General features: G+C 68.9%; 16 protein-coding genes. 12 read left to right on the forward strand and 4 right to left on the reverse strand.

What is annotated here, in order from left to right; translation table 11 throughout:
* Positions 1 to 40 precede the first annotated feature (40 nt).
* Positions 41 to 3,676: an NPCBM/NEW2 domain-containing protein gene (locus EV649_RS30555; protein ID WP_130387051.1), complete on the reverse strand. Its 3,636-nt coding sequence runs from the start codon at positions 3,674 to 3,676 to the stop codon at positions 41 to 43.
* A 156-nt stretch (positions 3,677 to 3,832) separates the two neighbouring features.
* Here EV649_RS30555 and EV649_RS30560 point away from each other — a divergent pair, with 156 nt between their 5' ends.
* Complete coding sequence (locus EV649_RS30560; RefSeq protein WP_130387052.1) at positions 3,833 to 5,185, forward strand: lipase; 1,353 nt, start codon at positions 3,833 to 3,835, stop codon at positions 5,183 to 5,185.
* Positions 5,186 to 5,472: 287 nt separating this feature from the next.
* Positions 5,473 to 8,172: a type I DNA topoisomerase gene (gene topA / locus EV649_RS30565; protein WP_130387053.1), complete on the forward strand. Its 2,700-nt coding sequence runs from the start codon at positions 5,473 to 5,475 to the stop codon at positions 8,170 to 8,172.
* A 6-nt stretch (positions 8,173 to 8,178) separates the two neighbouring features.
* On the opposite strand, the gene EV649_RS30570 is transcribed toward topA, so the two are convergent.
* Positions 8,179 to 8,592, reverse strand: a complete 414-nt coding sequence (locus EV649_RS30570; protein WP_130387054.1) for a hypothetical protein — start codon at positions 8,590 to 8,592, stop codon at positions 8,179 to 8,181.
* 104 nt (positions 8,593 to 8,696) lie between these two features.
* Here EV649_RS30570 and EV649_RS30575 point away from each other — a divergent pair, with 104 nt between their 5' ends.
* Both EV649_RS30575 and EV649_RS30580 read left to right on the forward strand, forming a co-directional pair.
* Complete coding sequence (locus tag EV649_RS30575; protein WP_130387055.1) at positions 8,697 to 9,125, forward strand: Fur family transcriptional regulator; 429 nt, start codon at positions 8,697 to 8,699, stop codon at positions 9,123 to 9,125.
* A gap of 84 nt (positions 9,126 to 9,209) precedes the next feature.
* Complete coding sequence (locus tag EV649_RS30580) at positions 9,210 to 11,975, forward strand: glycoside hydrolase family 2 TIM barrel-domain containing protein (protein ID WP_241998837.1); 2,766 nt, start codon at positions 9,210 to 9,212, stop codon at positions 11,973 to 11,975.
* A 94-nt stretch (positions 11,976 to 12,069) separates the two neighbouring features.
* Here EV649_RS30580 and EV649_RS30585 read toward each other — a convergent pair whose 3' ends face one another.
* Positions 12,070 to 13,482: a PLP-dependent aminotransferase family protein gene (locus EV649_RS30585; protein WP_130387057.1), complete on the reverse strand. Its 1,413-nt coding sequence runs from the start codon at positions 13,480 to 13,482 to the stop codon at positions 12,070 to 12,072.
* Positions 13,483 to 13,545: 63 nt separating this feature from the next.
* Between EV649_RS30585 and EV649_RS30590 the strand changes: the two genes are divergently transcribed.
* From EV649_RS30590 to EV649_RS30620, 7 genes are all read left to right on the forward strand, one after another.
* Complete coding sequence (locus EV649_RS30590) at positions 13,546 to 14,637, forward strand: pyridoxal phosphate-dependent aminotransferase (RefSeq protein WP_130387058.1); 1,092 nt, start codon at positions 13,546 to 13,548, stop codon at positions 14,635 to 14,637.
* 9 nt (positions 14,638 to 14,646) lie between these two features.
* On the forward strand, positions 14,647 to 16,632 hold the full coding sequence (gene tmk / locus EV649_RS30595) for a dTMP kinase (protein ID WP_130387059.1): 1,986 nt from the start codon (positions 14,647 to 14,649) through the stop codon (positions 16,630 to 16,632).
* The gene (locus EV649_RS30600) at positions 16,629 to 17,837 is read left to right on the forward strand and encodes a DNA polymerase III subunit delta' (RefSeq protein WP_130387060.1); all 1,209 of its coding nucleotides are present in this window, start codon (positions 16,629 to 16,631) and stop codon (positions 17,835 to 17,837) included. Before tmk ends, EV649_RS30600 begins: the two co-directional genes overlap by 4 nt.
* A 116-nt stretch (positions 17,838 to 17,953) precedes the next feature.
* Positions 17,954 to 18,619 carry a DUF4190 domain-containing protein gene (locus EV649_RS30605; protein ID WP_130387061.1) on the forward strand — a complete coding sequence of 222 codons (666 nt, stop codon included), beginning with the start codon at positions 17,954 to 17,956 and terminating at the stop codon, positions 18,617 to 18,619.
* A gap of 31 nt (positions 18,620 to 18,650) precedes the next feature.
* Entirely contained in the window at positions 18,651 to 19,592 is a 942-nt protein-coding gene (locus EV649_RS30610) for a DUF4190 domain-containing protein (RefSeq protein ID WP_130387062.1), read from the forward strand.
* A 39-nt stretch (positions 19,593 to 19,631) separates the two neighbouring features.
* On the forward strand, positions 19,632 to 20,606 hold the full coding sequence (gene ricT / locus EV649_RS30615; protein ID WP_130387204.1) for a regulatory iron-sulfur-containing complex subunit RicT: 975 nt from the start codon (positions 19,632 to 19,634) through the stop codon (positions 20,604 to 20,606).
* The gene (locus EV649_RS30620) at positions 20,603 to 22,141 is read left to right on the forward strand and encodes an alpha/beta hydrolase (RefSeq protein ID WP_130387063.1); all 1,539 of its coding nucleotides are present in this window, start codon (positions 20,603 to 20,605) and stop codon (positions 22,139 to 22,141) included. Before ricT ends, EV649_RS30620 begins: the two co-directional genes overlap by 4 nt.
* On the opposite strand, the gene EV649_RS30625 is transcribed toward EV649_RS30620, so the two are convergent.
* Positions 22,138 to 22,767 (reverse strand): hypothetical protein, encoded by a 630-nt coding sequence (locus tag EV649_RS30625; protein ID WP_130387064.1) that lies wholly within the window; start codon positions 22,765 to 22,767, stop codon positions 22,138 to 22,140. The two genes, EV649_RS30620 and EV649_RS30625, sit on opposite strands and share 4 nt — an antisense overlap.
* Before the next feature lie 89 nt (positions 22,768 to 22,856).
* Between EV649_RS30625 and EV649_RS30630 the strand changes: the two genes are divergently transcribed.
* Positions 22,857 to 23,195, forward strand: a complete 339-nt coding sequence (locus EV649_RS30630; protein WP_130387205.1) for a sterol carrier family protein — start codon at positions 22,857 to 22,859, stop codon at positions 23,193 to 23,195.
* The last annotated feature ends 25 nt before the right edge of the window (positions 23,196 to 23,220 follow it).

Raw genomic sequence — 23,220 nt, forward strand, 5'->3', positions numbered from 1 at the left:
CCACGGCCGGGTGGCGGTGGGGTGGGAGGGCTGGGCGGTACTAGGGGTTGCAGGTGAGTTTGGCTTCGGCCCAGTCGCCGTGGTCGCTGGTGTTGCCGTCGCCGCCGTCGGTTACCTGGAGGGTGAGGGTTTGGGCGCCGGTGACGTCGACCGTGGTGGTGGCGGTTGGGGAGGTGCCGGTCAGTTGGTCCGACGTGTAGCGGGCGGTGCCGTCGGTGAGGACCTTGAAGGTGACCTTGCCGCGGTCCTCCATTTCGTCGTCGATGCCCAGTTTGCTGGTGAAGCTCGTGCAGTTGCCGCCGAGGCGAACGCTCACCGACGAGGGTGCGTGAGCGCCCAGCCCCTTCGCGTACTGGACGCCGTCGAGCGTGATCGGTCCGCCGTCGCCGGCTGCGTCCTCGCCGTTGCTGTGGTCGCGTTCGACCGGGCCCCAACCGTTGGTGGAGTCAAGGAACTCGAGGTCGCTGACCCAGCTCTCCCCGGTAGGTGCCGGTGGCAACGGTTTGTCGGCGATCGTGGCCGCGAAGAAGCCCAGTCCGCCACCCGGCAGCTTGATCGCCTTCACGGTCTTCCCGGGATCGAGCGGTACGGCGGTGTAGAACACCCGGTAGTCCGTCGTCGTGTTGCTCAATCCGGCCGCCGTGTAGCGGCCCTTGACCGACACGGCCAGCTTGGCGCCACCCGTCGTCGGATCCTGACAGCACCAGTTCGGCAACTGGAACGCGCTCTCGGATGTCGATCCGTCGGTGTAGATGACCGTCACCGTCCCGCGGGCGTTCAGACTCGCGCCGGCGCCTAGCAGTGCTAGATGCGATCCGGTTCCGGACACGAGGATCGGAGCCGACTGGTTCTTCACGAGGTTCGGCGTACCGGGCACCCCGGTCGGCCAGGTGAAGTCGGCGCCCTGCACGTTCACGGTCGCGCCAGGTGTGTACCCGGCCGCCGCCAGCGCCTCACCGTTGAAGCTGTTGCCCGACCCGTCGAAGTTCCCTTGCTTGTACGTCGTCGCATCGCTGACCCCGACCACGTTGGCGGCCTGCGACACCGAGGCGTACGGCAACTGCGCCGTACCCGTCGAGGTGTTCGTATAACTATTGCCCTGAGCAACGTACGACGCCTTCAATGTCAACGTGAAGCTCGCGGGTTTCACGTCCGCGCCGGGCGTGACCTGCAGTTTGGTCGTCACGGTTCGACCGGGATCCACCGACGCGAAGGTGTTCGCGCCGCTGATGCTCCACCCGTTCGGCACCTGCACGTCGAGCTGTACGTCGTGCGCCGTCGTCGCGGTGCCGTTGCGGAACGACGCGGTCACCTCGGTCGCCTGACCCGGAGCGTTCCACAGCGACGGCGTGGTGAGCTCAGGCGTCCCGAAGGTGTTCGTGACGTCGGGTCCACCCACCGCCGACGTTCCCGACAGCACCACGAGAGCGCTGCGGGAGGTCGGGATCGATGCGGTCTGCACGCGGACGATGCCATTGGCATAGGTGAAGGCAGCCGGACGCCCGTCGATCGTGACGTTGCGCGGCGCGGCGCCGGTGTGGACGGTCAGCTCGTACGGGCGGGTCGCCGGCTTGCCGTCGTACGACCCGGTGCTCGCGCCGATCTTCACGGTCACGTCACCGCGGGCCTGCGTCGGCGCGTCGACCGCGAACGTCTGCGTCGCGGACTTCCCGGACCGGGTCACGCGATCGTCCTCGTACATCGAGAACGACGACTTCCCGGACGGGTAGATGTCGACGCTCACCCGGTCGCCGAAACCCTGCTCGGCGGCGGTGTTGATCCCGGGCTTCCACATCGGCACGACCGCGCCCGCCTTCACGAACAGCGGCAGTGTGTCGAGTGCAGCGTGGTATCCGTTCACGGTCGTCGGGCCCTGGTACACGCGGCCCGTCCAGTAGTCGATCCACCGGCCCGCGGGCAGGTAGATCCCGTTCTTCACCTCGTCCGCGCCGTACATCGGCGCGACCAGGAACTCCTTCCCGGCCAGGAACTCGTACTTCGTCGTGTCGTCCCAGGTCTTCGGGTCGGTCGGGTACTCCAGTACCAGCGACCGGTTCAGCGGAGCGCCGGTCCGGTGGGCTTCGGCGGCGTACGTGTAGAAGTACGGCAGCAACCGCTCCCGCAGCTTCAGGTACTTGCGGTTGATCGAGGTGTACGGATCGCCGTACGCCCAGGGCTGCTTGTACGCCGGGGTCGACCAGCCGGACATGGTCATGAACGCCGGGTTGAACACCTTCCACTGCATATCCCGCACGTACGACGTCGCGGAGCCACCGAAGATCCCGTCCACATCGCCCGCGCTGTAGGCGATGCCGGAGTTGCCGGACCCGGTGATCGCCGGGATCTGCCACTTGATGGCGTCGAGTGAACCGCTGTGGTCACCGGTCCACTGCACCGCGCACCGCTGCGCGCCGGCCCAGCCCTCGACCATCCACGCGAACCCGCGGGCGTTGCTGTACTGCTCGATCCCGTCGTGCGCGGTGTCGCAGGCAGTCAGTGCGTACCGGTACCCCGGGCCGACCCACGCCACGTCGAGCTTCCGGACGCGGACACCGGCCTCGCCGACCTCGGCCGGCTGCCGGTCCAGGTTCGACTGCGTCCACAGACCCATCTGGATGTTGCGCGCCCGCAGGTCGTCACCGGCCTGCTTCAGCGCCGGGATGTCACGCTTGCCCCACCAGGTGCCGTCGACCTGCTCGGACTCGGTGTTGGCGGAGTACCCGCAGCCGTAGTCGTCGTTGACGAGCATCCATCCGCCTGGCATGTCCTCGTCCTTGAACCGCTGCGCGACCTTGACCGCGTCCAGCGTCGTCACCTTGTCCGGGTTGACCTTCCAGTCGTTGCTGGGGTCCGGATCCGTTCCGTAGTGACCGCGGTTGTAGCAGTCCGAGTCGCCGTACTCGAGCCCGTAGATCGGCGGCATGAACGGCCGGCCGGTGAGCTCGGTGTAGCGGTCGAGCGAGGTCTTCAGGTCGCCGACGAAGTAGTACGCGTCGAACCGCTTCTCGTCGTGCGTAGTGACAACGGGACTAGTGAAGTTGTAACTACCCGGGCTGAACGTGTTGCGGAGTACGCCGTACCCCGCGGTGCTCATGTAGTACGGCGAGGCGTTCGGGTTGCCGCCGTCCTCCCAGTTGAAGTCCCGCGAGATCTTGATCGTCTGGTCGCGGTGCGAGAAGCGGCCGTTCTGCATGCCGCCGCCGAAGAACTGCTCGTTCGCCCCGCGGCCGAGGGTCTGCGTGGTGGACGAGTCGGTCCAGGACAGCGGCGCTGCCTCGGACCAGACCAGCTGGCCGTTGGAGCGGTACACAGAGAACTTCAGCGGCTGCTTCTGCGCGCGGACCTCGATCTTTCCGGTGCTCAGCGAGTAGTACGTGCCGCGGTCCCGCCAGGTCGTCGGCGGCGTCCCGTAGTCGGTCTTGGTGACGATGTTCGAGCCTTCGCCGGTGTTGGCGGGATCGGTGAAGTTCCCGTCCGGCGCCATCCAGAGCCGGAACACGTCGTCCTTGAGGAACACGACCCGGACCTTCGCGGCCCCGGCGCTGAGGGTGTACGTCGCCTGGTCGGCGGAGAACCCGCTGACGTCACCGAGCGTGGTGCCGGCGGCCTGCGCGGAACCGGCCGTGTACACCAGCGCACCGGCTAGCAACGCTAGCGCGACTACTGAACGTTTCATGCGGACAAAGATGCTCACGACTGCCTCACTTCACGCATCAATGAACAAGATGCGCACATTGAAACGCACCGGCCGCGGATTGTCATCAGGTCAGCTTCATCAAGTTGAGACGGTGTCGCTATCACGGAGTGAAACTCCGCGATGACGATGAGTCGCATGGCGAACTCACGTCCCACCAGCCTCAGTAGTCACAGACTCACCAGGCGCCACCTGCTGGCGGCGGGCCTGACAGCGGGTCTGGCGGCGGGCGCGACGTCCGCCACGCCGGGCCTGGCGCAGGCCTCGCCGTTCGACCCGGAGCGGGCCGGGCGGATCCGGCCGAACGGCGATCCGGACTTCCATCCGGTGAAGTTCAAGCTGCCGGTGCCGAGCGGGCGGAAGGCGCTCGGGACGACCGCGATCCACCTGATCGACCGGTCCCGGCCGGATCCGAGCATGCCGAGCGGGCAGCGGGAACTGATGATCAGCCTCTGGTACCCGGCGGGCATGTTCGGACCGGCACCGTTCGCGAAGTACATGCCGCCAAGGACCGCGGTCGAGGTCGACGACACCTGGACGGGTGAGTACGGCCTCGCCTTGCCGAGCGGTTCGTTCGACTTCGCGAACACCGAGACGCATTCGCGTGTCGACGTACCGATGCAGCGGTTGCGGCATCCCGTCGTACTGTTCTCGCCCGGCTACCAGTACAGCCGGTTCGTGAACACCGCGCAGGTGGAGGACCTGGCGGGCCGCGGGTACGTCGTGGTGACGATGGACCACTCGCACGAGACGCCGGTGGAGTTCCCGGGCGGGCGGTTCCTGCCGGGCACGTCGACGGAAGAACCGGCCGGTCCGGAGGAGATCCGGAAGGCGGTCGAGACCCGGACCGCGGACGCGCGGTTCGTGCTGGATCAGCTGGAGCGGCTCGCCCGCGGCGAGAATGTCGATGCCGAGGGCAAGGATCTCCCGGGCGGGCTGGCGGAGGGGCTGGAGCTGCGCAAGGTCGGCATGTTCGGGTTCGCGCTCGGTGGGTACACGGCCGCTAACACGATGCTCGAGGACGAGCGGGTGCTGGCCGGGCTCGACCTGGACGGCACGTTGCAGGACGACCGGCTCAAGGGGCCGCTCGGTGAGGTCGCGGAGCGGGGGCTGGACAGGCCGTTCCTGCTGTTCGGCTCGGCCGGGACGCAGCGGACCGATCCGGGCAAGGAGTACTACGACAAGTCGTGGGCGAGTTTCTGGGAGGCACAGCGCGGCGGGAAGCTGAATCTGACGCTGGCGAGCACGAAGCAGCGGACCTTCACCGACTACCAGTTCATCTTTTCCCAGCTGTTCCACGAGATCTACGGCGAGGACCCGATCATCACGTCGGTGATGAAGGCTCTGGTGGGCAGTGCGAAGCCGGCGCGGAGCGTGCTCGCCCAGCGCGAGTACGTCGCTGCCTTCTTCGACCAGACGCTGCGCCGCCGCCCGTCTCTCCTGCTGCGCGGAGACTCCTCCAGATTCCCCGAGGTCCGGTTCGCACGCTGAGACGGCGTACTCTCGTTAGACGGCCCGGGGCAGTCTGTGGCAGTGTCGCGACTCGCGGTAACGGTGGGTTGTTCGCCACTTTCTGGAACCCTGAGGGGCATAAAGGGGGCCGCAGCGGTTACCGTGCGTTGAGAAATGCGTTGCCGTCGGCCGTACTCTGTCCTCGGGTGGGGTCGGTCTGTGCCCGGGGGAACAGACGACGGAGTAGGGGCGTTGTCGGCAGGTCGAGAGTAGGGAGCGCAGTGGCAGGGGCAGCAGGGACGAAGACAGCCGTAGGGACCCGTCTCGTGATCGTCGAGTCGCCGAAGAAGGCGCGGATGATCGCCGGTTTCTTGGGGTCCGGGTACGTGGTGGAGTCCAGCTTCGGCCACATCCGCGACCTGCCGAGCGGGGCGGACGAGATCCCCGCCAAGTACAAAGGCCTCCCGTGGGCCCGGCTCGGCGTCAACGTCGACGAGCACTTCGACCCGCTGTACGTCGTGCCCGCCGACAAGAAGGCTCAGATCCGCAAGCTCAAGGACCTGCTCAAGGGCGCCGACGAGCTCTTCCTGGCGACAGATGAGGACCGCGAGGGCGAGGCGATCGCCTGGCACCTGCTGGAGGAGCTGAAGCCGACCGTCCCGGTCAAGCGGATGGTCTTCCACGAGATCACCCCGAAGGCGATCCAGGACGCGGTCGGCAACGCCCGCGACATCGACGAGGACCTGGTCGACGCGCAGGAGGCGCGCCGGATCCTCGACCGGCTGTACGGCTACGAGGTCTCGCCGGTGCTGTGGAAGAAGGTCATGCCGAAGCTGTCGGCGGGCCGGGTGCAGTCGGTCGCGATCCGGATGGTGGTGGACCGCGAGCGCGAGCGGATCGCCTTCCGCAGCGCGTCGTACTGGGACCTCGACGCGACCCTGGACGCCGGTGAGAGCCGGACGCCGCGGCAGTTCGGTTCCCGCCTGGTCTCGGTGGACAGCAAGCGGGTGGCGCAGGGCCGCGACTTCAACTCGACCGGTGAGCTCAAGGGCGCGAACACGGTCCACCTGAACGAGCAGACCGCGTCCGCGCTGGCCGCCGCGCTGCGCGACTCGCAGTTCACCGTCCGGTCGATCGAGTCCAAGCCGTACACCCGCAAGCCGTACGCGCCGTTCCGAACCACCACGCTGCAGCAGGAGGCCGGCCGCAAGCTCGGCATGTCCGCGTCGCAGACCATGCAGGTCGCCCAGCGGCTGTACGAGAACGGCAACATCACCTATATGCGTACCGACAGTGTCACGCTGTCGGACACCGCGATCACCGCGGCCCGGGCCCAGGTCCGGGAGCTGTACGGCGCGTCGTACCTGCCGGACAAGCCGCGTGTCTACACCTCCAAGGTGAAGAACGCCCAGGAGGCGCACGAGGCGATCCGGCCGGCCGGTGAGGTCTTCCAGACCCCGGCGCAGACCGGTCTGAGCGGTGCCGAGTTCCGGTTGTACGAGCTGATCTGGATGCGGACGATCGCGTCCCAGATGAAGGACGCCGCCGGGAACAGCGTGTCGATCAAGATCGACGCGACCGCTTCCACCGGCGAGAAGTGCGACTTCACGTCGTCCGGCCGGGTGATCACGTTCCACGGGTTCCTCAAGGCGTACGTCGAGGGCGCGGACGACCCGTCCGCGGGCACCGACGACCAGGAGACCCGGCTGCCGAACGTCGAGGAGGGCGACGTCCTGCCCGCGATCGAGGTGCTCGCCTCGGGGCACGAGACGAAGCCGCCGGCGCGGTTCACGGAAGCGACGCTGATCCGGGAGATGGAAGAGCGGGAGATCGGGCGGCCGTCGACGTACGCCACGATCCTCGGCACGAACGTCGCCCGTGGGTACATCTACAAGAAGGGTCAGGCGCTGGTGCCGGCCTGGCTGGCGTTCGCGGTGGTGCGGCTGCTGGAGGAGCACTTCACCCGGCTGGTCGACTACACGTTCACCGCATCGATGGAGGATGTGCTCGACGAGGTCGCGTCCGGTGACCTGCAGCGTGAAGGCGTGCTGTCCCGGTTCTACTTCGGCGACGACAACCTCGAGGGCCTGAAGTCGATGGTGACCGACCTGGGCGACATCGACGCCCGGGAGATGTCGACCTTCCCGGTCGGCGGCGACGACAGCGGCATCGTGCTCCGCGTCGGGCGGTACGGGCCGTACGTCGAGGACAAGGACGAGCGGCGCGCGAACGTGCCCGAGGACCTGCCGCCGGACGAGCTGACCGTCGACAAGGCGCAGGAGCTGCTGGAGCAGCCGTCGGGTGTCGAGCACGAGCTGGGTACGGCGCCGGACACCGGTCTGCGCGTGGTGGCGAAGGCGGGCCGGTTCGGGCCGTACGTGACCGAGGTACTGCCGGAGGACGCGCCGAAGAGCGCGAAGCCGCGGACCGGGTCGCTGCTGAAGTCGATGACGCTGGAGTCGGTCGGGCTCGACGACGCGATGAAGCTGCTGTCGCTGCCGCGCGTGGTCGGGAAGGACCCGGAGTCCGGTGACGAGATCACCGCGCAGAACGGGCGCTACGGGCCGTACCTGAAGAAGGGCACGGACTCGCGGTCGCTGTCGTCCGAGGAGCAGATGTTCGACATCACGCTCGAGGAGGCGCTGGCGATCTACTCCGAGCCGAAGCAGCGGGGCCGGCGGGCCGCCGCGCCGCCGCTGAAGGAGCTGGGTGAGGACCCGGAGTCCAAGAAGCCGGTGGTGGTGAAGGAGGGCCGCTTCGGTCCCTACGTCACCGACGGGGAGACGAACGCGACGCTTCGCAAGGACGACTCGGTGGAGACCATCTCGCTGCTGCGTGCGGCCGAGTTGCTGGCGGAGAAGCGCGCCCGCGGTCCGGTGAAGCGTCCGGCGAAGAAGACGGCCGCCAAGAAGACCGCCGCGAAGAAGACGACTGCTGCGAAGAAGACGACCACCAAGAAGACAGCGGCCAAGAAGACCGCCGCCAAGAAGTCGACCACCAAGAAGGCGCCGGCGAAGAAGAGCTGACCGGCCTCAGCCGCCGACGCTGCCGAAGCCGCGGATGAGGAAGTAGAGCACGAACGCGAAGAACGCGGCGAAGAGGATCGCGGCCGGCACCGCCACCCACAGTGGCGGCCGCCGGGCGCGGATCGAGGCGCCGGTGGTCTGACTGACCACCTGCTTCGCGACGACGCGGCCGTTGCGCCACTTCCCGGCGACGGTCACCTGCTCGCCGTCGGCGACCTGACCCTCGAGCGACAGCCCGCGCAGCTCGACCAGCACGGGCTGCAGCTGCTTGCCGACGGCGTCGTGCTGCTCGAGCTGGAAGGTCAGCACTTGGACGGAGCCGTTCTCACCCCGCAGTTCGGAGCGGAACTGCACGTTCCGCACTACACCGCTCAGCTCGCCGGCGCCGCGGCGTACGACGGCGTTCGACTGATCACTCATCGCAGTTCCCCAAGGTGTGAGACGTCGTACGCGGAAAGTACATTGGTTTGGTTGCTCACCGGGTGACGGCTCGGTAGCTGAAGCCCGATTGCAAAGGAGCGCCTGTGACGAGTGCTGTCGAAGTCAGCGCGCAGCGGTTGCGGGAGCGGGGTGAGCGGGTCACGCCGGCGCGGCTTGCGGTGGTCGAGGTGCTGGCGGGGACCGAGGAGCACCTGAGCGCCGAGCAGATCGGTGAACGCGCCGAGCAGCTCCGCCCGGGCATCCACCGTGCCACCGTCTACCGGGCGCTCGACGCGCTGGGTGAGTTCGGTCTCGTCACGCATGTGCATCTGGGCCGGGCGGGTACGACGTACCACCTGGCCGGGGATCTCGCGCCGCGGCACCTGCACCTGCGCTGCTCCGGGTGCGGCACCGTGTACGACGCGCCTGGCGACGTCCTGGAGTCCGCCCGCAAGAAGCTCGCCCGCGAACTCGGCTTCCATCTCGCCCCCGAGCAGGTGGCCCTGGTCGGGGTCTGCAAGAACTGCCAGTAGCCGCTTGGCCCACTGCGGTCACACCTGTCCATATCTGTTCATCGGTGTGGATTCATGAACAGAGTTGGCTTAGGGTCAGGGTCTGTGACCTATGTCGAAGACTTTGCTTCCGGTGAGAACGTGCTGGCGCCGCGCGCCTGGCTGGATGACGACTCCGGGCGCGTGGCGCTCAGCGGGGACTGGAGCTTCCGGCTGTCCCCGACCGTGGCGGACGCGCCGGACGATCTGAAGGACCCGGACACCTCCGGCTGGGACACCATCGCGGTCCCGGGCCACTGGCAGCTGAACGGGTACGGCGCGCCGGCGTACACGAACGTGGTCTACCCGTTCCCGCTCGAGCCGCCGTACGTGCCGACCGACAACCCGACCGGCGACTACGTCCGGACCGTGACGGTGCCGGCGGACTTCGAAGGCGCCCGGATCGTGCTCCGGTTCGAGGGCGTGGACTCGCGGTTCGCGGTGTACGTGAACGGCGAGCGGGTCGGCTGGTCGTCCGGCTCCCGGCTGGCGTCGGAGTTCGACGTCACGTCGTTGGTTGCTCCGGGCAAGGAAGCGCGGATCGCCGTCCGCGTGCACCAGTGGTCGACCGGCAGCTACGTCGAGGACCAGGACATGTGGTGGCTGTCCGGGATCTTCCGCGAGGTCAACCTGCTCGCGCTGCGTCCGGACGCGCCGACGGACGTCTTCGTCAAGGCCGCGTGGGACCACATCGACGGCGCCGGCACGCTGCTGGTCGAGTCCGACGTACCCGGCACGGTGACCGTCCCCGAACTCGGGGTGGAGTTGGCGACCGGCGAGCACACCCGGGTCGAGGGCGTGCAGCCGTGGAGCGCCGAGGTGCCGCGGCTGTACGACGCCGTACTGCGGACTGCCGGTGGTGACGTGCGGCTGCGGATCGGGTTCCGGACCGTCGCGATCGTCGACGGGATCTTCACGGTCAACGGCAACCGGGTGCTGTTCAATGGCGTCAACCGGCACGAGTTCCACCCGGACCGGGGCCGCTCGCTGACCGAGCAGGACATGCTGGACGACGTACTGATCATGAAGCGGGCCGGGATCAACGCGGTCCGCACCAGCCACTACCCGCCGCACCCGCACTTCCTGTCGCTGTGCGACGAGTACGGGCTGTACGTGGTCGACGAGTGCGACCTCGAGACCCACGGGTTCGGGTACGAGCCGCAGCCGCCGAAGCTGCCGAACCCGGTGATGGACGAGCGGTTCCGCGACGACATGGTCGACCGGATGCGCCGTACCGTGCAGCGCGACAAGAACCACCCGTCGATCGTCCTCTGGTCGCTCGGCAACGAGTGCGGGATGGGCGACAACCTCAAGGCGATGTACGACCTGGTCAAGGAACTCGACCCGTCGCGGCCGGTGCACTACGAGCGCGACCGGGACGCCGAGTTCGTCGACATCTACTCGAGCATGTACACCTCGCCCGCGGGTGTCGCGGAGATCGGCGAGGACACGTCGTCGTACCGAGGGCTGCCGTTCATCCTCTGCGAGTACGGCCACGCGATGGGCAACGGGCCGGGCGGGCTGCTCGACTACCGCGAGGTCTTCGAGAAGTACCCGCGCTGCCAGGGCGGATTCATCTGGGAGTTCATCGATCACGGCCTGCGGACCACGATCGACGGCCGCGAGGTCTACGCGTACGGCGGGGACTTCGGGGAGACGATCCACGACGGGAACTTCGTCTGCGACGGTCTGCTGTTCCCGGACCGGACGCCGTCGCCCGGGATGCACGAGTACATCAAGGTGATCGAGCCGCTGCGTATCGTTGCTGACGGCAACCGCGTGTCGATCACCAACCGCTACGAGGTCCTCGACACCAGCCACCTGAGCTTCAGCTACGTCGTCGAGACCGAAGGCTCACGTGTTGATGGCGGGAGCCTGTCGGTTCCGGCGATCGCGCCTGGCGAGACCGTGACGGTCGAGTTGCCGTCGGTGGATGCCTCGAAGCCCGAGACCTGGGTGACCGTCACCGCTTCTTTGGCCGAGACGACGTCCTGGACCGAGGCCGGCCACCGCATCGCCTGGGGCCAGATCCGGCTGGACGAGCCTGCTGCCGCCGAGGTTGTGGTGAGCGGTTCGCCGGCCGCGGGTGAGGCCGGGATCGACGGGATCACCGTCGCCGGCGTGAAGAACGCTCGGCTGGATGTTTGGCGGGCGCCGATCGACAACGACGCGATCCCCGGCGTCGCCGCGGCCTGGCGCGAGGAAGGGCTGCACCGCGTGCAGCACCGGATCGTGTCGCAGGGCGAGCGCGACGGTGCCTGGGAGGTCGTCACCCGGACCGCGCCGCCGCAGTTGCAGTGGGGCCTGCGCAGCACCTGGCGCTGGACCGCTGTCGACGACGGCGTGGTGCTGGAGCTGAGCGTCGTACCGGAAGGGCTGTTCCCGGAGGTGCTGCCGCGGCTCGGCATCACGTTCGAGCTGCCGAAGGTGCAGCAGGTCGAGTGGTTCGGGACCGGCCCGAACGAGGCGTACGTCGACACCCGCGAGGCCGCCGCGGTCGGCAAGTACGCCGCCACGGTCGCCGAACTGCAGACGCCGTACGTCCGCCCGCAGGAGAACGGCCACCGCATCGACACCCGCTGGGCCGCGCTCGACGGCCTTCGGATCGAGGCGGTCGACCAGCTCTTCGGCCTGACCGTCCGCGACTGGACGTCGGCCGACCTGGAGAACGCGACCCACACCGCGTTCCTCACCTCAGGCGACACCACCCACGTCACCATCGACATCGCCCAAACCGGCGTCGGCACCGCCGCCTGCGGCCCCGCCCTCCCCGACCGAGACAAACTCAAAACCGCCGCGTCGAATCTCACGCTCCGCTTCACGACGCGGTGATGCCGGATCGCCAGGCCATCACAATCCCCGCAATCCGGCGCGCCCCCGCGTGAGTGCGCCTGCGAACCCCACTTGTGATGGCCTGGCGATCCGCTCAGACGGCGATGGCCGGTCGCGGGTGTACCCGGTCGGTTGGTGGGTGGTAGGCGGACCAAGCGTTGGTGAGGCGTCGGACGGCTTCGGTGAGGTCTTCTGGGCGGGCTCGGAAGTGTAGGCGGACGTAGGCGTCGCTGGCGCCGGTGACGTCGAGGCCGGAGCCGGGGAGGATTGCGAGACCGTGGCGGAGGGCGGTCTGGGCGAAGGACGTGCCGTCGCCGTACGGCAGGCGCGCCCAGAGGCACTGGCCGCCTGTCAGAGGTGTGGTCTGCCACGTGGGGAGGGCCTGGGTCAGCTCGGTGTGTAGGTGGTCGTGGCGGGTCTTGAGGGTTTGGTGCAGGGCCGGGCCGTCCAGGAGCGGGAGCAGGTGTACGGCGGCCAGCTGGGTCGGGACGTTGCCGCCTAGGTCGTGGACCGCGCGGAGGCGGGCCAGGCGGTTGATCAAGGGTGGTGCAGCGCGGATCCAGCCGATCCGCAGGCCGCCCCAGATGCTCTTGCTGAGCGAGCCGATCGAGATGACGGAGTCGCCGTACGCCGCGATCGGCGTGGGCAACGCCTCACCAGGGAACCTGAGGTCGGCCGGCACCTCGTCCTCGATCACCGGGATCCCTGCGCCGGCCACCCGCTGACGTGCGAGGGCGGACATCACCGAGCCGGTCGGGTTCTGGTACGTCGGGATCACGTAGGCGAGCGCCGGACGCCGCTCCCGGATCGCCCCCTCGAGCCCCTCGAGTCCCACCGGCAGACCACGCAGTACGGCGCCCTCCTCCCGGAACACCTCCAGCGCGCCCGGGTACGTCGGCGCCTCGACGAGCACCTGGTCCCCGGGCGACACGAGAGCGTGGGCCAGCAGGGACAGGGCCTGTTGACCGCCGTTCGTCACCAGAATCTGCCCAGGACCGGTTGGTACGCCGCGAGCCGTGTAGCGATCCGCCAGCGCCTCGCGGAGCGCCGGGTGGCCGTACGGGTAGTAGCCGATGTCGTCGGTGACGCGTGCGAGCTCGGGTGCGATCGTGGCGAACGCCTCCGCCAGTTGCGGTGGCGGATCACCTGGTGCGGCACAGATGGCCAGCAGTACGTCGTCATCCCGGGCCTCCAGGGAGTCCAGGAAGATCGGGTCGACCGGTGCGTCCTCGACCTGCCCGTTTCGAGGTACGTCGGCAACGCGTGTCCCGCTGCCCTGCTTGCGCGTGATGCGCCCTTCGGCCCGGAGCAGGTCGTAGGCGGCGACCACCGTCGTACGGCCGACCGCCAGAGCACCTGCCAGCGCGCGGTCCGGTGGAAGTAGTACGCCCGGCGGGAGTTCACCGTCGTCGATCAGTTGCCGCAGGCGGGCCGCGAGCAGCACGTACAGCGGGCCGCGGCCGGACGACCAGCGGCCCAATCGGTCGACTACCTCGATTGGTCTCATCTGCGAACCAATTCTGCCGGATTGGCTCTCCACCGACCAGTGCGAGTCCAGAACGATGGCGGTATGCCGACCTTCCCGAGCAACCCGATCATGTCTCTGACCGCCGAGCAGCCGCGGCACGAACTGGGCGAGAGCTACGGCCCGGATCTCCGGCTCGCGGACCTGCTCACGCCCGAGCTGGGCGACCTCGAACTCGGCTACGGCACGGCAGCCGGCGACGTTCGGCTCCGTACGGCGATCGCGGACCGGCACGGCGTACGGCCCGAGGACGTGGTCGTCACTGTGGGCGGGATGCACGGGATCTTCCTCCTCGCCTACCTACTGGAGGGAGAGGTGGTGACGACGGCGCCGCAGTTCCCGATGACGCGCAGTGCGTTCGACACGGTCGGTGCGTCGGTGCGGGTCGTTCCGCTGAGCTTCGACGCGGGCTACCGGCTCACTGCGGATGCGGTGCGTGCGCAGCTGACGTCGGAGACCATGCTGGTCAGTTTGGCGACACCTCAGAATCCGTCCGGTGTCGCCGTACCGCCGGAGACCCTGCGCGACATCGTCGATGCGATGAGCGAGATCTGCCCAGACGCGTACTTGATGGTGGACGAGACCTATCGGACCGCGGCGTACGGCGACGATCCGGTCGCGGACACAGCGCTCCGGCTCGGGCCGAAGGTGGTGTCCGTCGCGTCGCTGTCGAAGTGCCATGGGGCGGCCGGGTTGCGGATCGGGTGGGTGATCAGCACCGACGCTGGCCTGGTCGAGCAGTTGACGACGGCGAAGTTCAACACGGTGGTCACCGCGTCCACGGTCACGGAGGCGCTGGCGATTCGGGTGTTCGAGCAGGAGGACGAGATCCTCGCCGTACGACGGCCTTGGCTGGAGCAGAACCTGCTGATGACGCAGGACTGGGTCGACGCGAACAGCGAGCTTGTTGAGTGGGTTCGGCCGGATGCCGGGGCGCTGTGCGTGATCCGGCTCAAGCCGTCCGTCGATCTCGAGCGGTTCCGGCGTGCGGCGGCGGAGGGTGGCGTCCGGCTGGCCGAGGGGGACTGGTTCGGGGACGAGCCGCGGGTGTTCCGGCTCGGGTTCGGCTTCCTGCCGGCGGGCGAGTTGAAGGCCGCACTGGATGCGCTGGGCGAGGCTGTCCACGCTGCCCACTAGGCTTGCGGTGTGCCGGAGGCTTATGACCCGTTGACTGATCCTGCACCGGCGCACGACGTGCGGGCGGTGTTGCGGATCCGGGCGTTCCGGCGGCTGTGGATCGCGTTCGGGCTGTCGAGCCTCGGGGACTGGATCGGCCTGCTGGCGCTGACCGCGATGGCGAAGTCGTTCGCCGGCGACGACTACCAGGCGGCCAACTTCGCGATCGGCGGCGTGCTGTTCCTGCGTGTGCTGCCCGCGCTGGTGATGGGCCCGGTGGCGGGCTGGATCGCGGACCGGCTGGATCGGCGCTGGACGATGATTGTCGGCGACCTGGTCCGGGCCGCGTTCTTCGTCAGCATCCCGATCGTCGGCACGCTGACCTGGGTGCTGGTGGCAACGGTGCTGATCGAGATCGTCAGCCTGATCTGGGGTCCGGCCAAGGACGCCAGCGTGCCCAACCTGGTGCCCCGGCACCGGCTCGAGGCGGCCAATCAGCTCAGCCTGATCACGACGTACGGGACCGCGTTGCCGGCCGCGGCCATCTTCACCGCGATCACCCTGGTGTCGCGCTGGGCCGGCGACTTCGCCATCGACCTGGCCGTGTACGTGAACGCCGCGACCTTCGTCATCTCGGCGTTCGCGATCGTGTCGGTCGCCGAGATCGGCCGCGCGATTCACGAGCACGAGGACCATCCGACGCTGTGGCGGACCGTGGTCGAGGGCTGGTCCTACGTCACCGGCACTCCGGTGGTTCGCGGTCTCGTGATCGGGATCTCCGGCGCGTTCGCGGCCGGTGCGGTCGTGATCGGACTCGGCCGCACGTACGTCGAAGGGCTGGGCGCCGGCGACCCCGGGTACGGCGTGCTGTTCGGTGCCGTGTTCGGCGGTCTCGCGCTGGGCATGGGTTTCGCGCCACGGATCTTCTCCGGACTGTCCCGGCGTCGGCTGTTCGCGGCCGGGCTGGTCGGGTCGGGGATCTGCCTGGCCGGGCTGGCGTTGATCCAGCAGATCGAGATCGCCACGATGATCGCGGTCCTGCTCGGGTTCTGCGCCGGCGGCTCGTGGGTCTCCGGGTACACGTTGCTCGGTCTCGAGGTGCCGGACGCCGTGCGCGGGCGGACGTTCGCGTTCGTGCAGTCGGCCGTCCGGACGGTGCTCGCGGTCACGTTGGCGATCGCGCCGTTCGCCGCGGGCGCGATCGGCCGGCACACGTGGACGATCGGCGGCCGTTCGGCGACGTACAACGGCGCCTCGATGACGATGGTCGCGGCGGCGGTCCTGGCCGGGGTGATCGGCCTGCTCGCCTGGCGGCAGATGGACGACCGCCCAGGGGTTCCGTTCTGGCGCGACGTACGGCGAAGTTTCGGGAAGACGCGTGGCGACTATCCGACGACCGGGCTGTTCATCGCGCTCGAGGGCGGCGACGGCGCCGGTAAGTCGACGCAGTCCGCGCTCCTGGTGACATGGCTGGAGGAGCAGGGCCAACAGGTGCTGCTGACCCGCGAACCGGGCGCGACCGAGCTCGGCAAGACGCTCCGGCAGATCGTCCTCGACCCGGCGACCGGCGACATCTCGCACCGCGCCGAGGCGTTGCTGTATGCCGCCGACAAGGCCGAGCACGTCGACTCGGTGATCAAGCCGGCGCTGAAGTCTGGCGCGGTCGTGATCACCGATCGGTACGTCGACTCCGCGCTGGCGTACCAGGGCTCCGGCCGGGATCTGGATCTGTCCGACGTCGAGCGGGTGAATCGTTGGGCCACCAACGACCTCCGGCCGAATCTCACGATCCTGCTCGACATGCCGCCGAAGGGCGGGCTCGGCCGGTTCGCCGAACGGGACCGGATCGAGGCGCAGTCCGACGCGTTCCACGAGCGGGTGCGGAACGCGTTCCTCGAGCTGGCCGCTGCCGAGCCCCAGCACTACCTGGTGCTCGACGCGACCCAGGACCGCGAGGACATCGCGCAACAGATCCGCGCCCGGCTGCAACCGATGCTTCCCAAGGTGGGCCTATGAGTGTCTGGGACGACCTGGTCGGGCAGGAGCCCGCGGTCGCCGTACTGCGGAAGGCCGTCGACGGCGCTGCTGCCGCGCTGCGGGGCGAGCGAGGTCCCGCGGTCGCCGGGATGACGCACGCGTGGCTGATCACGGGGCCACCCGGATCCGGCCGGTCGAACGCGGGCCGGGCTTTCGCGGCCGCGCTGCAGTGCGCGAACAACGGCTGCGGCGAGTGCAACGAATGCCGTACGGCGCTGAGCGGCGCACACCCCGATGTGTCGCTGATCCGCACCGAACTGCTGTCGATCCGGGTCAGTGAGGTCCGCGAGCTCGTGCGTCGGGCCGCGATGAGCCCGACGCAGGGCCGGTGGCAGGTGATGGTCGTCGAGGACGCGGACCGCCTCACCGAGCAGGCCGCGGACGCGTTGCTGAAAAGCATCGAGGAGCCGTCGCCGCGGACCGTCTGGGTGTTGTGCGCGCCGACGGTCGAGGACGTCGTACCGACGATTCGGTCCCGCTGCCGGCTGCTGGTGCTGCGGACGCCGCCGGTCGCCGCGGTTGCGGAGATGCTGAGCCGGACCCTCGACATCGGCCAGGACCTGGCGTGGTTCGCGGCGCGGGCCGCGCAGGGGCACATCGGTCGGGCGCGGGCGCTGGCCCGCGACGAGGCGGTTCGCGAGCGGCGGAACAAGGTGCTCGAGGTGCCGTTCGCGCTGCGTGATCTCGGGGCCTGCCTGAAGGCGGCGCAACGGCTGGTCGAGGCCGCCAAGGAAGAGGCCAAGGCCAGCGCGGAGAAGGTCGACGAGAAGGAGCGGGCCGCGCTCGAGCAGGCGCTCGGCGTCGGCACGAAGGGCGCCCGGCCGCGCGAGGCGAACGCGGCGCTGAAGGAGCTCGAGGAACAGCAGAAGGCTCGCGCGAAGCGGTGGGAACGCGATGTTCTGGACCGTTCGCTGGTCGATCTGATGGCGCTCTACCGGGATGTGCTGGTCGTGCAGACCAGGTCCGGCAGCGAGCTGATCAACGCCGAGCTGCACCGCAACATCGAGCAGCTCGGGAGCCGGACGACACCCGAGCAGACGGTACGCCGGATCGACGCGATCTCGATGTGCCGGGATGCGATCGAGGCGAACGTGGCGCCGCTGGTGGCGCTCGAGGCCATGACGGTCGGACTGTTCGAGGGCCGCAGCGACGGCTTCACGATCCCGCGGCGCCCACAGCGCTGAGTCGTTCATCACGCCACGTCCGATAACTGGGCGGAACCTGTAACACCGAGACCAGCGGGTCCGATGACTGGGTAAACCGGGCGAACCGCTCGGCACAACTTGCCGAACGGACAAAGATGACCCAACCGCCCTCCCCGATCCAGCCTGTGCGGCCACCGTTGCCGTCGGCTGAGTCTTGGCTGGAGGGCATCCCGACGCCGAAGGGCCGGCAGGACGGGTACGCCGTCGCCGCGTTCGCGACGAGCCTGCCCGGGCTGGTGCCGATCGCGATCGTCCTGGCCGGAGTGGCGCTGCGGCGGATCAATCGCGCCGGCGGGCGCGGGAAGCGGCTGGCGTACGGCGCTTTGGCGGTGTCGCTGTGCTGGGTGATCGCGATCGGCGTCGCGGTCACGCTCAACCTGGTCGGCGAGCACCGGCGGGGCATCGGCAAGACCGTGTCGATCTCGCAGGTGGAGGTCGGCCGCTGCTTCGACGCGGACCTGGAGGCCGCGACGCTGCGGCTGGTACGGATCGCGGACTGCGCCGCGGTGCACACCGGTGAGGCGTACGCGAAGGTGCAGGCCGCCCTCGTCGGGTTGTCGACCGCGCAGACCGGGACCGTCGCGACACAGCAGTGCGCCGGCGCGTTCGTCGAGTTCGTGGGGACGCCGTACGAGCGCTCCGAGCTGGACATGTACTACGTGGTCCTCGAGGATCGCGCTGTTGCTGACGGCAACGTCCTGTGTCTGGTCGGCATGCCGGGGACCCATCTGACGGGTACGATGCGCGGATCACAGCGGTAATGCCCGCGGGGGATTCAGTGGGGGTAGTAGCGTGAGTCAGCCACCGTACGGCCCGGGGCCGGAACGACCACAGGACGACAGGCCACAGGACCGTCCGCACGATCCGACCCGTGCGTTCCCGACGTACGGACGGCCGCAACCGCCGCAGGCGCCTGGTGCGCAGGGTGGGGCGCCGTGGGCCGCGCCTGGGCAGCCGTCGCAGCAGGCGCCGTACGGACAGGCACCGGGCGGTCAGCCGTACGGGCAGGGGTACGGGCCCGGACAGTATCCGCCGGCCGGGCAGGCTCCGGGGCAGTACGGGTACGGCTATGGGTACGGCGGTTATGGGTACGGCGGTTCGGGTGGGACGAACGGGCTGGCCACCGCGGCGCTCGTGACCGGGCTCGGCGGGTTCGTCGTCGGGGTGTCCGCGCCGGTGGCGATCGGGCTCGGTATCGCGGCGCTGGTGCAGATCAGCCGGCGCAAGCAAGAGGGCAAAGGGATGGCGATCGCCGGACTGGTGATGGGCTCCCTGGTGACGCTCGGCTACACGCTGCTGATCGTCCTCGTGATCGCGCTCGGTTCGTCCGACGACAACTACAGCGGACCGGATCCGGTGTCGTCGTCGAACTCGGGCCCGACGACGTACGTCGATGAGTTGACGGCCGGGGAGTGCTTCGACGAGGGCAGTGAAGAGGACGAGGTGGTCCGGCAGCCCTGTCCGGACGAGCACGACGGCGAGGTGGTGGGGATCGTGACGCTTCCTGGTACGAAGTACCCGGGTGACAGCGCCATCAACAAGGCGGCTGACCGTGCTTGTGCACCCGTGTTCGGCACGTACGTGGGGAAGTCGCGTGACCAGTCCGAGCTGTACCTGGACTGGTGGACGCCTAGCAAAGGCGCCTGGGACGACGGCGATCACCGGGTCCTGTGCGCCGCGTTCGGCCCCGACGACGACAAACTCACCGGCACCGTGAAGAACAGCCACCGGTAGTAGGCCCTAACCTGCACCCCGTACTCTGACGGCGTGGGCATGGTGATGGCGGTGTCGTTCGAGCGGTACGGGCGGCTTTACTACCTTGACCCGGGTGAGTTTCGGCCTCGGGTGGGGGAAAAAGTGCTGGTGCCTACCGACGACGGCCCCGAGGTGGCGGAGTGTGTGTGGGCGCCGCAGTACGTGACCGAGGACATCGGTGGGCTGCCGTTGTGCGCGGGGATCGCGACCGCCACGGATCTGGACCGGGACGAGCAGAACCGGCAGCGGCGGGCGGACGCGCGGGTGATCGCCAAGCGGACGATCCGGGAGCACGACCTGCCGATGAAGGTGGTCGGGATCGATTTCGTCGATCGGCGGCCGGATATCGACCAGTTGGTGATCGTGTACTTCTCGGCGCCGCACCGGGTCGATTTCCGTGAGCTCGTCCGGGATCTGGCGCGGGCCCTGCGGGCGCGGATCGAGCTGCGGCAGGTCGGTGCCCGCGACGAGGCGCGGTTGCAGGGCGGTATCGGCCCATGCGGGCGGGACCTGTGCTGCGCGACGTTCCTGAAGGACTTCGAGCCGGTCAGCGTGCGGATGGCGAAGGACCAGGACCTCCCACTGAACCCGTTGAAGATCTCCGGCGCCTGCGGGCGGTTGATGTGCTGCCTGAAGTACGAGCACCCGCTCTACCAGGAGTTCAACGCGAAGGCTCCGGCGCTCGGGTCCGCGGTGGAGACCCCCGCGGGTGATGGAGTGGTGGTCGGGCACAACGTGCCGAGCGACACCGTGGTCGTCCGGCTCGCGGCCTCGGGCCGGCGCTGTGCGTGCAGCCGGGCGGACGTCTGCTCGCCGCGGCAGCAGTACGAGGCCTCCGGTACGACGACCCCGGACGCGGCACCCGTCGTACCGGAAGCGAGTGCAGCGCCCGAAGAGCCGGAGCCGACCGACGCCCGTGAGGAGCGGCGGGCGCGGAAACCACGCCGCCGGCGCCGCCTGCACCACGACGACGAGGGAGAAACCGCGCAGTGAGATTCCGCAGGTCGACCGTACTGGTGGCAACTCTGGCGGTGCTCGCGAGCGGATGTGGAGTAGCGAGTCGTGCGCAGGACGCCGACGGCGGTACGGCGCCCGGCGTCGGCAGCAACCCGCCCAGCGGACCGGTGGGCCCGATCCCGGCCGGGCTGGAGAAGTTCTACCAGCAGCAGCCCGACTGGGAGCGCTGCGGCTCCAACCAGCAGTGCGCGACCATCGAGGTCCCGCTCGACTACACCAAGCCGACCGGTCGGACCATCGAGCTGCGCGCCCGGAAGGTGCTCGCCAAGGACCGCGGCGGCCGGATCGGCACGCTGTTCATCAACCCGGGCGGCCCGGGCGCGTCCGGGCAGGACTTCGCCGCGCAGGCGCCGATGCTGTTCGGGTCGTCGCTGCTGCGGAAGTTCGACATCATCGGCTGGGACCCGCGCGGCGTCGGTGAATCCACCCCGGTGAAGTGCCTGGACACCGCGCAGTTGGACGCGATGATCGCCGCCGACGGGAGCCCGGACACCCCCGCCGAGGTCGCCGACGTCGACAAGCAGTCCAAGACCTTCGCGGCCGGCTGCAAGCAGCGCTCCGGCGAGCTCCTGCCGCATGTGAACACCAAGGACGCGGCCCGCGACATCGACGTACTGCGCGGCATCGTCGGGGACCCCCAGCTCTACTATCTGGGTATGTCGTACGGCACCTACCTCGGTGCGACGTACGCCGAGTTGTTCCCGAAGAACGTCGGCCGATTGGTGCTGGACGGCGCCGTCGACCCGGCGATCTCGTCCCAGCAGATGGGGATGGCGCAGGCGAAGGGCTTCGACAAGGCGCTGGACGCGTTCGCGGAGGACTGTGCGCAGCGCTCCTGCAAGCTCGGCAGCAGCAAGAACGAGGTGCTGGCCAAGGTCGACAAGCTGATCAAGGACAGCGATGCGAACCCGCTGCCGGGTGACGGGCAGCGGCAGGTCACGCAGGCCCTGGTCATCCTCGGCCTGGTCTACCCGCTGTACCTGAAGGAGTTCTGGCCGCGGCTCGAGGACGCGGTCGTCGACGGGCTCGCCGGGAACGGCGCGCGCCTGCTCGCGATGGCCGACGAGTACACCGACCGCAAGCCGTCCGGGTACTCCGACAACGCGAACGAGGTCCAGATCGCGGTCAACTGTTCCGACCGGCCGGACGTCACCTCGCTCGCTCAGCTCCAGGCGGAGGTGCCGGAGTACAAGGCCGCCTCCCCGCGGTTCGGTGAGTTCCTCGCCTGGTCGTCGGCGTCCTGCATCAATTGGCCGGTGAAGCCGACGGACAAGCCGCACCAGATCAAGGCAGCCGGCTCGAAGCCGATCATGGTCCTCGGTACGACGCGCGATCCGGCCACGCCGTACGAATGGGCGGTCGGCCTGGCGCACCAGCTCGAGAACGGCATCCTCGTCACCCGTGACGGTGACGGCCACACGGCGTACCTGTCGGGCAACGCGTGCGTGAAGAACGTCGTGGAGAGCTACCTCGTGCAGGGCAACACCCCCGCAGCCGACATCAAGTGCTAGTTCGGGCGGGTGTCGTTCGGGTCGACCGGGAGTTTCAGGGTGTCGGTGGCCTGCTGGAGGACGGCGCGCAGGCCGGCCTCGTCCTGCGGGCGGCCGCCGACGGTGATCTCGACCGCTGACGTCTTGCCGTCGTCGAGCGAGACCCAGCGCGACAGACCCATCCGGGGACCGCGGCTCTTGTCGACGTACGTGTAGACCAGCGTGCCGTTGTCGCGGCTGAGCACCTTCAGGCCGGGCTCGTCGATGCTGCGCTCACGGTTCGCGACCAGCTGGTCCGGGGTCTGCTTGCTGCCCCGCGTGTCGAACCGGATCTGCCACACACCGGTCGCGTCGATGAACTTCGGGCGGGTGCCGCTCTGAGCGCTCTTCCACCCGGTCGGGATCTCGGACGACACCGGGTCGTCGTCGGTGCCGAAGTTCTGTACGACGTACTGAAGGCCATCGGCCTGCAGCCCGTCACCACGGCTCGGGGTGCTGGACGGCGATGGACTCACGATCCCCACCGGCGTGTCGTGGGCGGTGAACGGATTGCCACCGTTCACGGCGACGACTGTGCCGAACACGGCGACGCCGACGGTCATTCCCGCCAGCGTCATCAGCAGCGCCTGGTGCCTGGGCGTGAGCATCCCGACCTCGCTTCCCTCTCTCCCGCCCGATTATCGCCGACGAGAGGGGCGTCACCGCAAACTGCCGCGTACGCTGGCACGTCGTGGAGATGTCCGACCCTGCGTTCCGGCAGGCCTTGCAACGCTACGACGACGGTACGGCGGAACGCGCCGACCTGAAACTGCTCACCAAGGAACTGTTGCAACGCCTGGTCGCGAAAGCACCGGGCCACGCGGTCGAGGTGCGGGTCCCGCCGTACGGCGCTGTGCAGTGCATCGAGGGCCCGCGACACACTCGCGGGACGCCGGGCGCGGTCATCGAGATGCCGCCGGGCCTGTGGATCGACGTGGCGCTCGGCCGCACCACCTGGCCCGATGCCCGGATGACCGGCAAACTCCGCGCCAGCGGCGAACGCACCGACCTGTCCGCGCTGCTCCCCCTGAACTAGCCGAAATCAGGTTCGTCCCGGCCGG

The sequence above is a fragment of the Kribbella sp. VKM Ac-2569 genome (assembly GCF_004216905.1).
Lineage (GTDB): Bacteria > Actinomycetota > Actinomycetes > Propionibacteriales > Kribbellaceae > Kribbella.

Excerpts from the sequence above, each read along its gene's own strand:
- EV649_RS30555 (WP_130387051.1), bottom strand. The coding sequence starts at position 3,676 with ATGAAACGTTCAGTAGTCGCGCTAGCGTTGCTAGCCGGTGCGCTGGTG.
- EV649_RS30560 (WP_130387052.1), top strand. The coding sequence starts at position 3,833 with ATGGCGAACTCACGTCCCACCAGCCTCAGTAGTCACAGACTCACCAGG.
- EV649_RS30570 (WP_130387054.1), bottom strand. The coding sequence starts at position 8,592 with ATGAGTGATCAGTCGAACGCCGTCGTACGCCGCGGCGCCGGCGAGCTG.
- EV649_RS30585 (WP_130387057.1), bottom strand. The coding sequence starts at position 13,482 with ATGAGACCAATCGAGGTAGTCGACCGATTGGGCCGCTGGTCGTCCGGC.
- EV649_RS30590 (WP_130387058.1), top strand. The coding sequence starts at position 13,546 with ATGCCGACCTTCCCGAGCAACCCGATCATGTCTCTGACCGCCGAGCAG.
- EV649_RS30600 (WP_130387060.1), top strand. The coding sequence starts at position 16,629 with ATGAGTGTCTGGGACGACCTGGTCGGGCAGGAGCCCGCGGTCGCCGTA.
- EV649_RS30605 (WP_130387061.1), top strand. The coding sequence starts at position 17,954 with ATGACCCAACCGCCCTCCCCGATCCAGCCTGTGCGGCCACCGTTGCCG.
- ricT (WP_130387204.1), top strand. The coding sequence starts at position 19,632 with ATGGTGATGGCGGTGTCGTTCGAGCGGTACGGGCGGCTTTACTACCTT.
- EV649_RS30625 (WP_130387064.1), bottom strand. The coding sequence starts at position 22,767 with ATGCTCACGCCCAGGCACCAGGCGCTGCTGATGACGCTGGCGGGAATG.
- EV649_RS30630 (WP_130387205.1), top strand. The coding sequence starts at position 22,857 with ATGTCCGACCCTGCGTTCCGGCAGGCCTTGCAACGCTACGACGACGGT.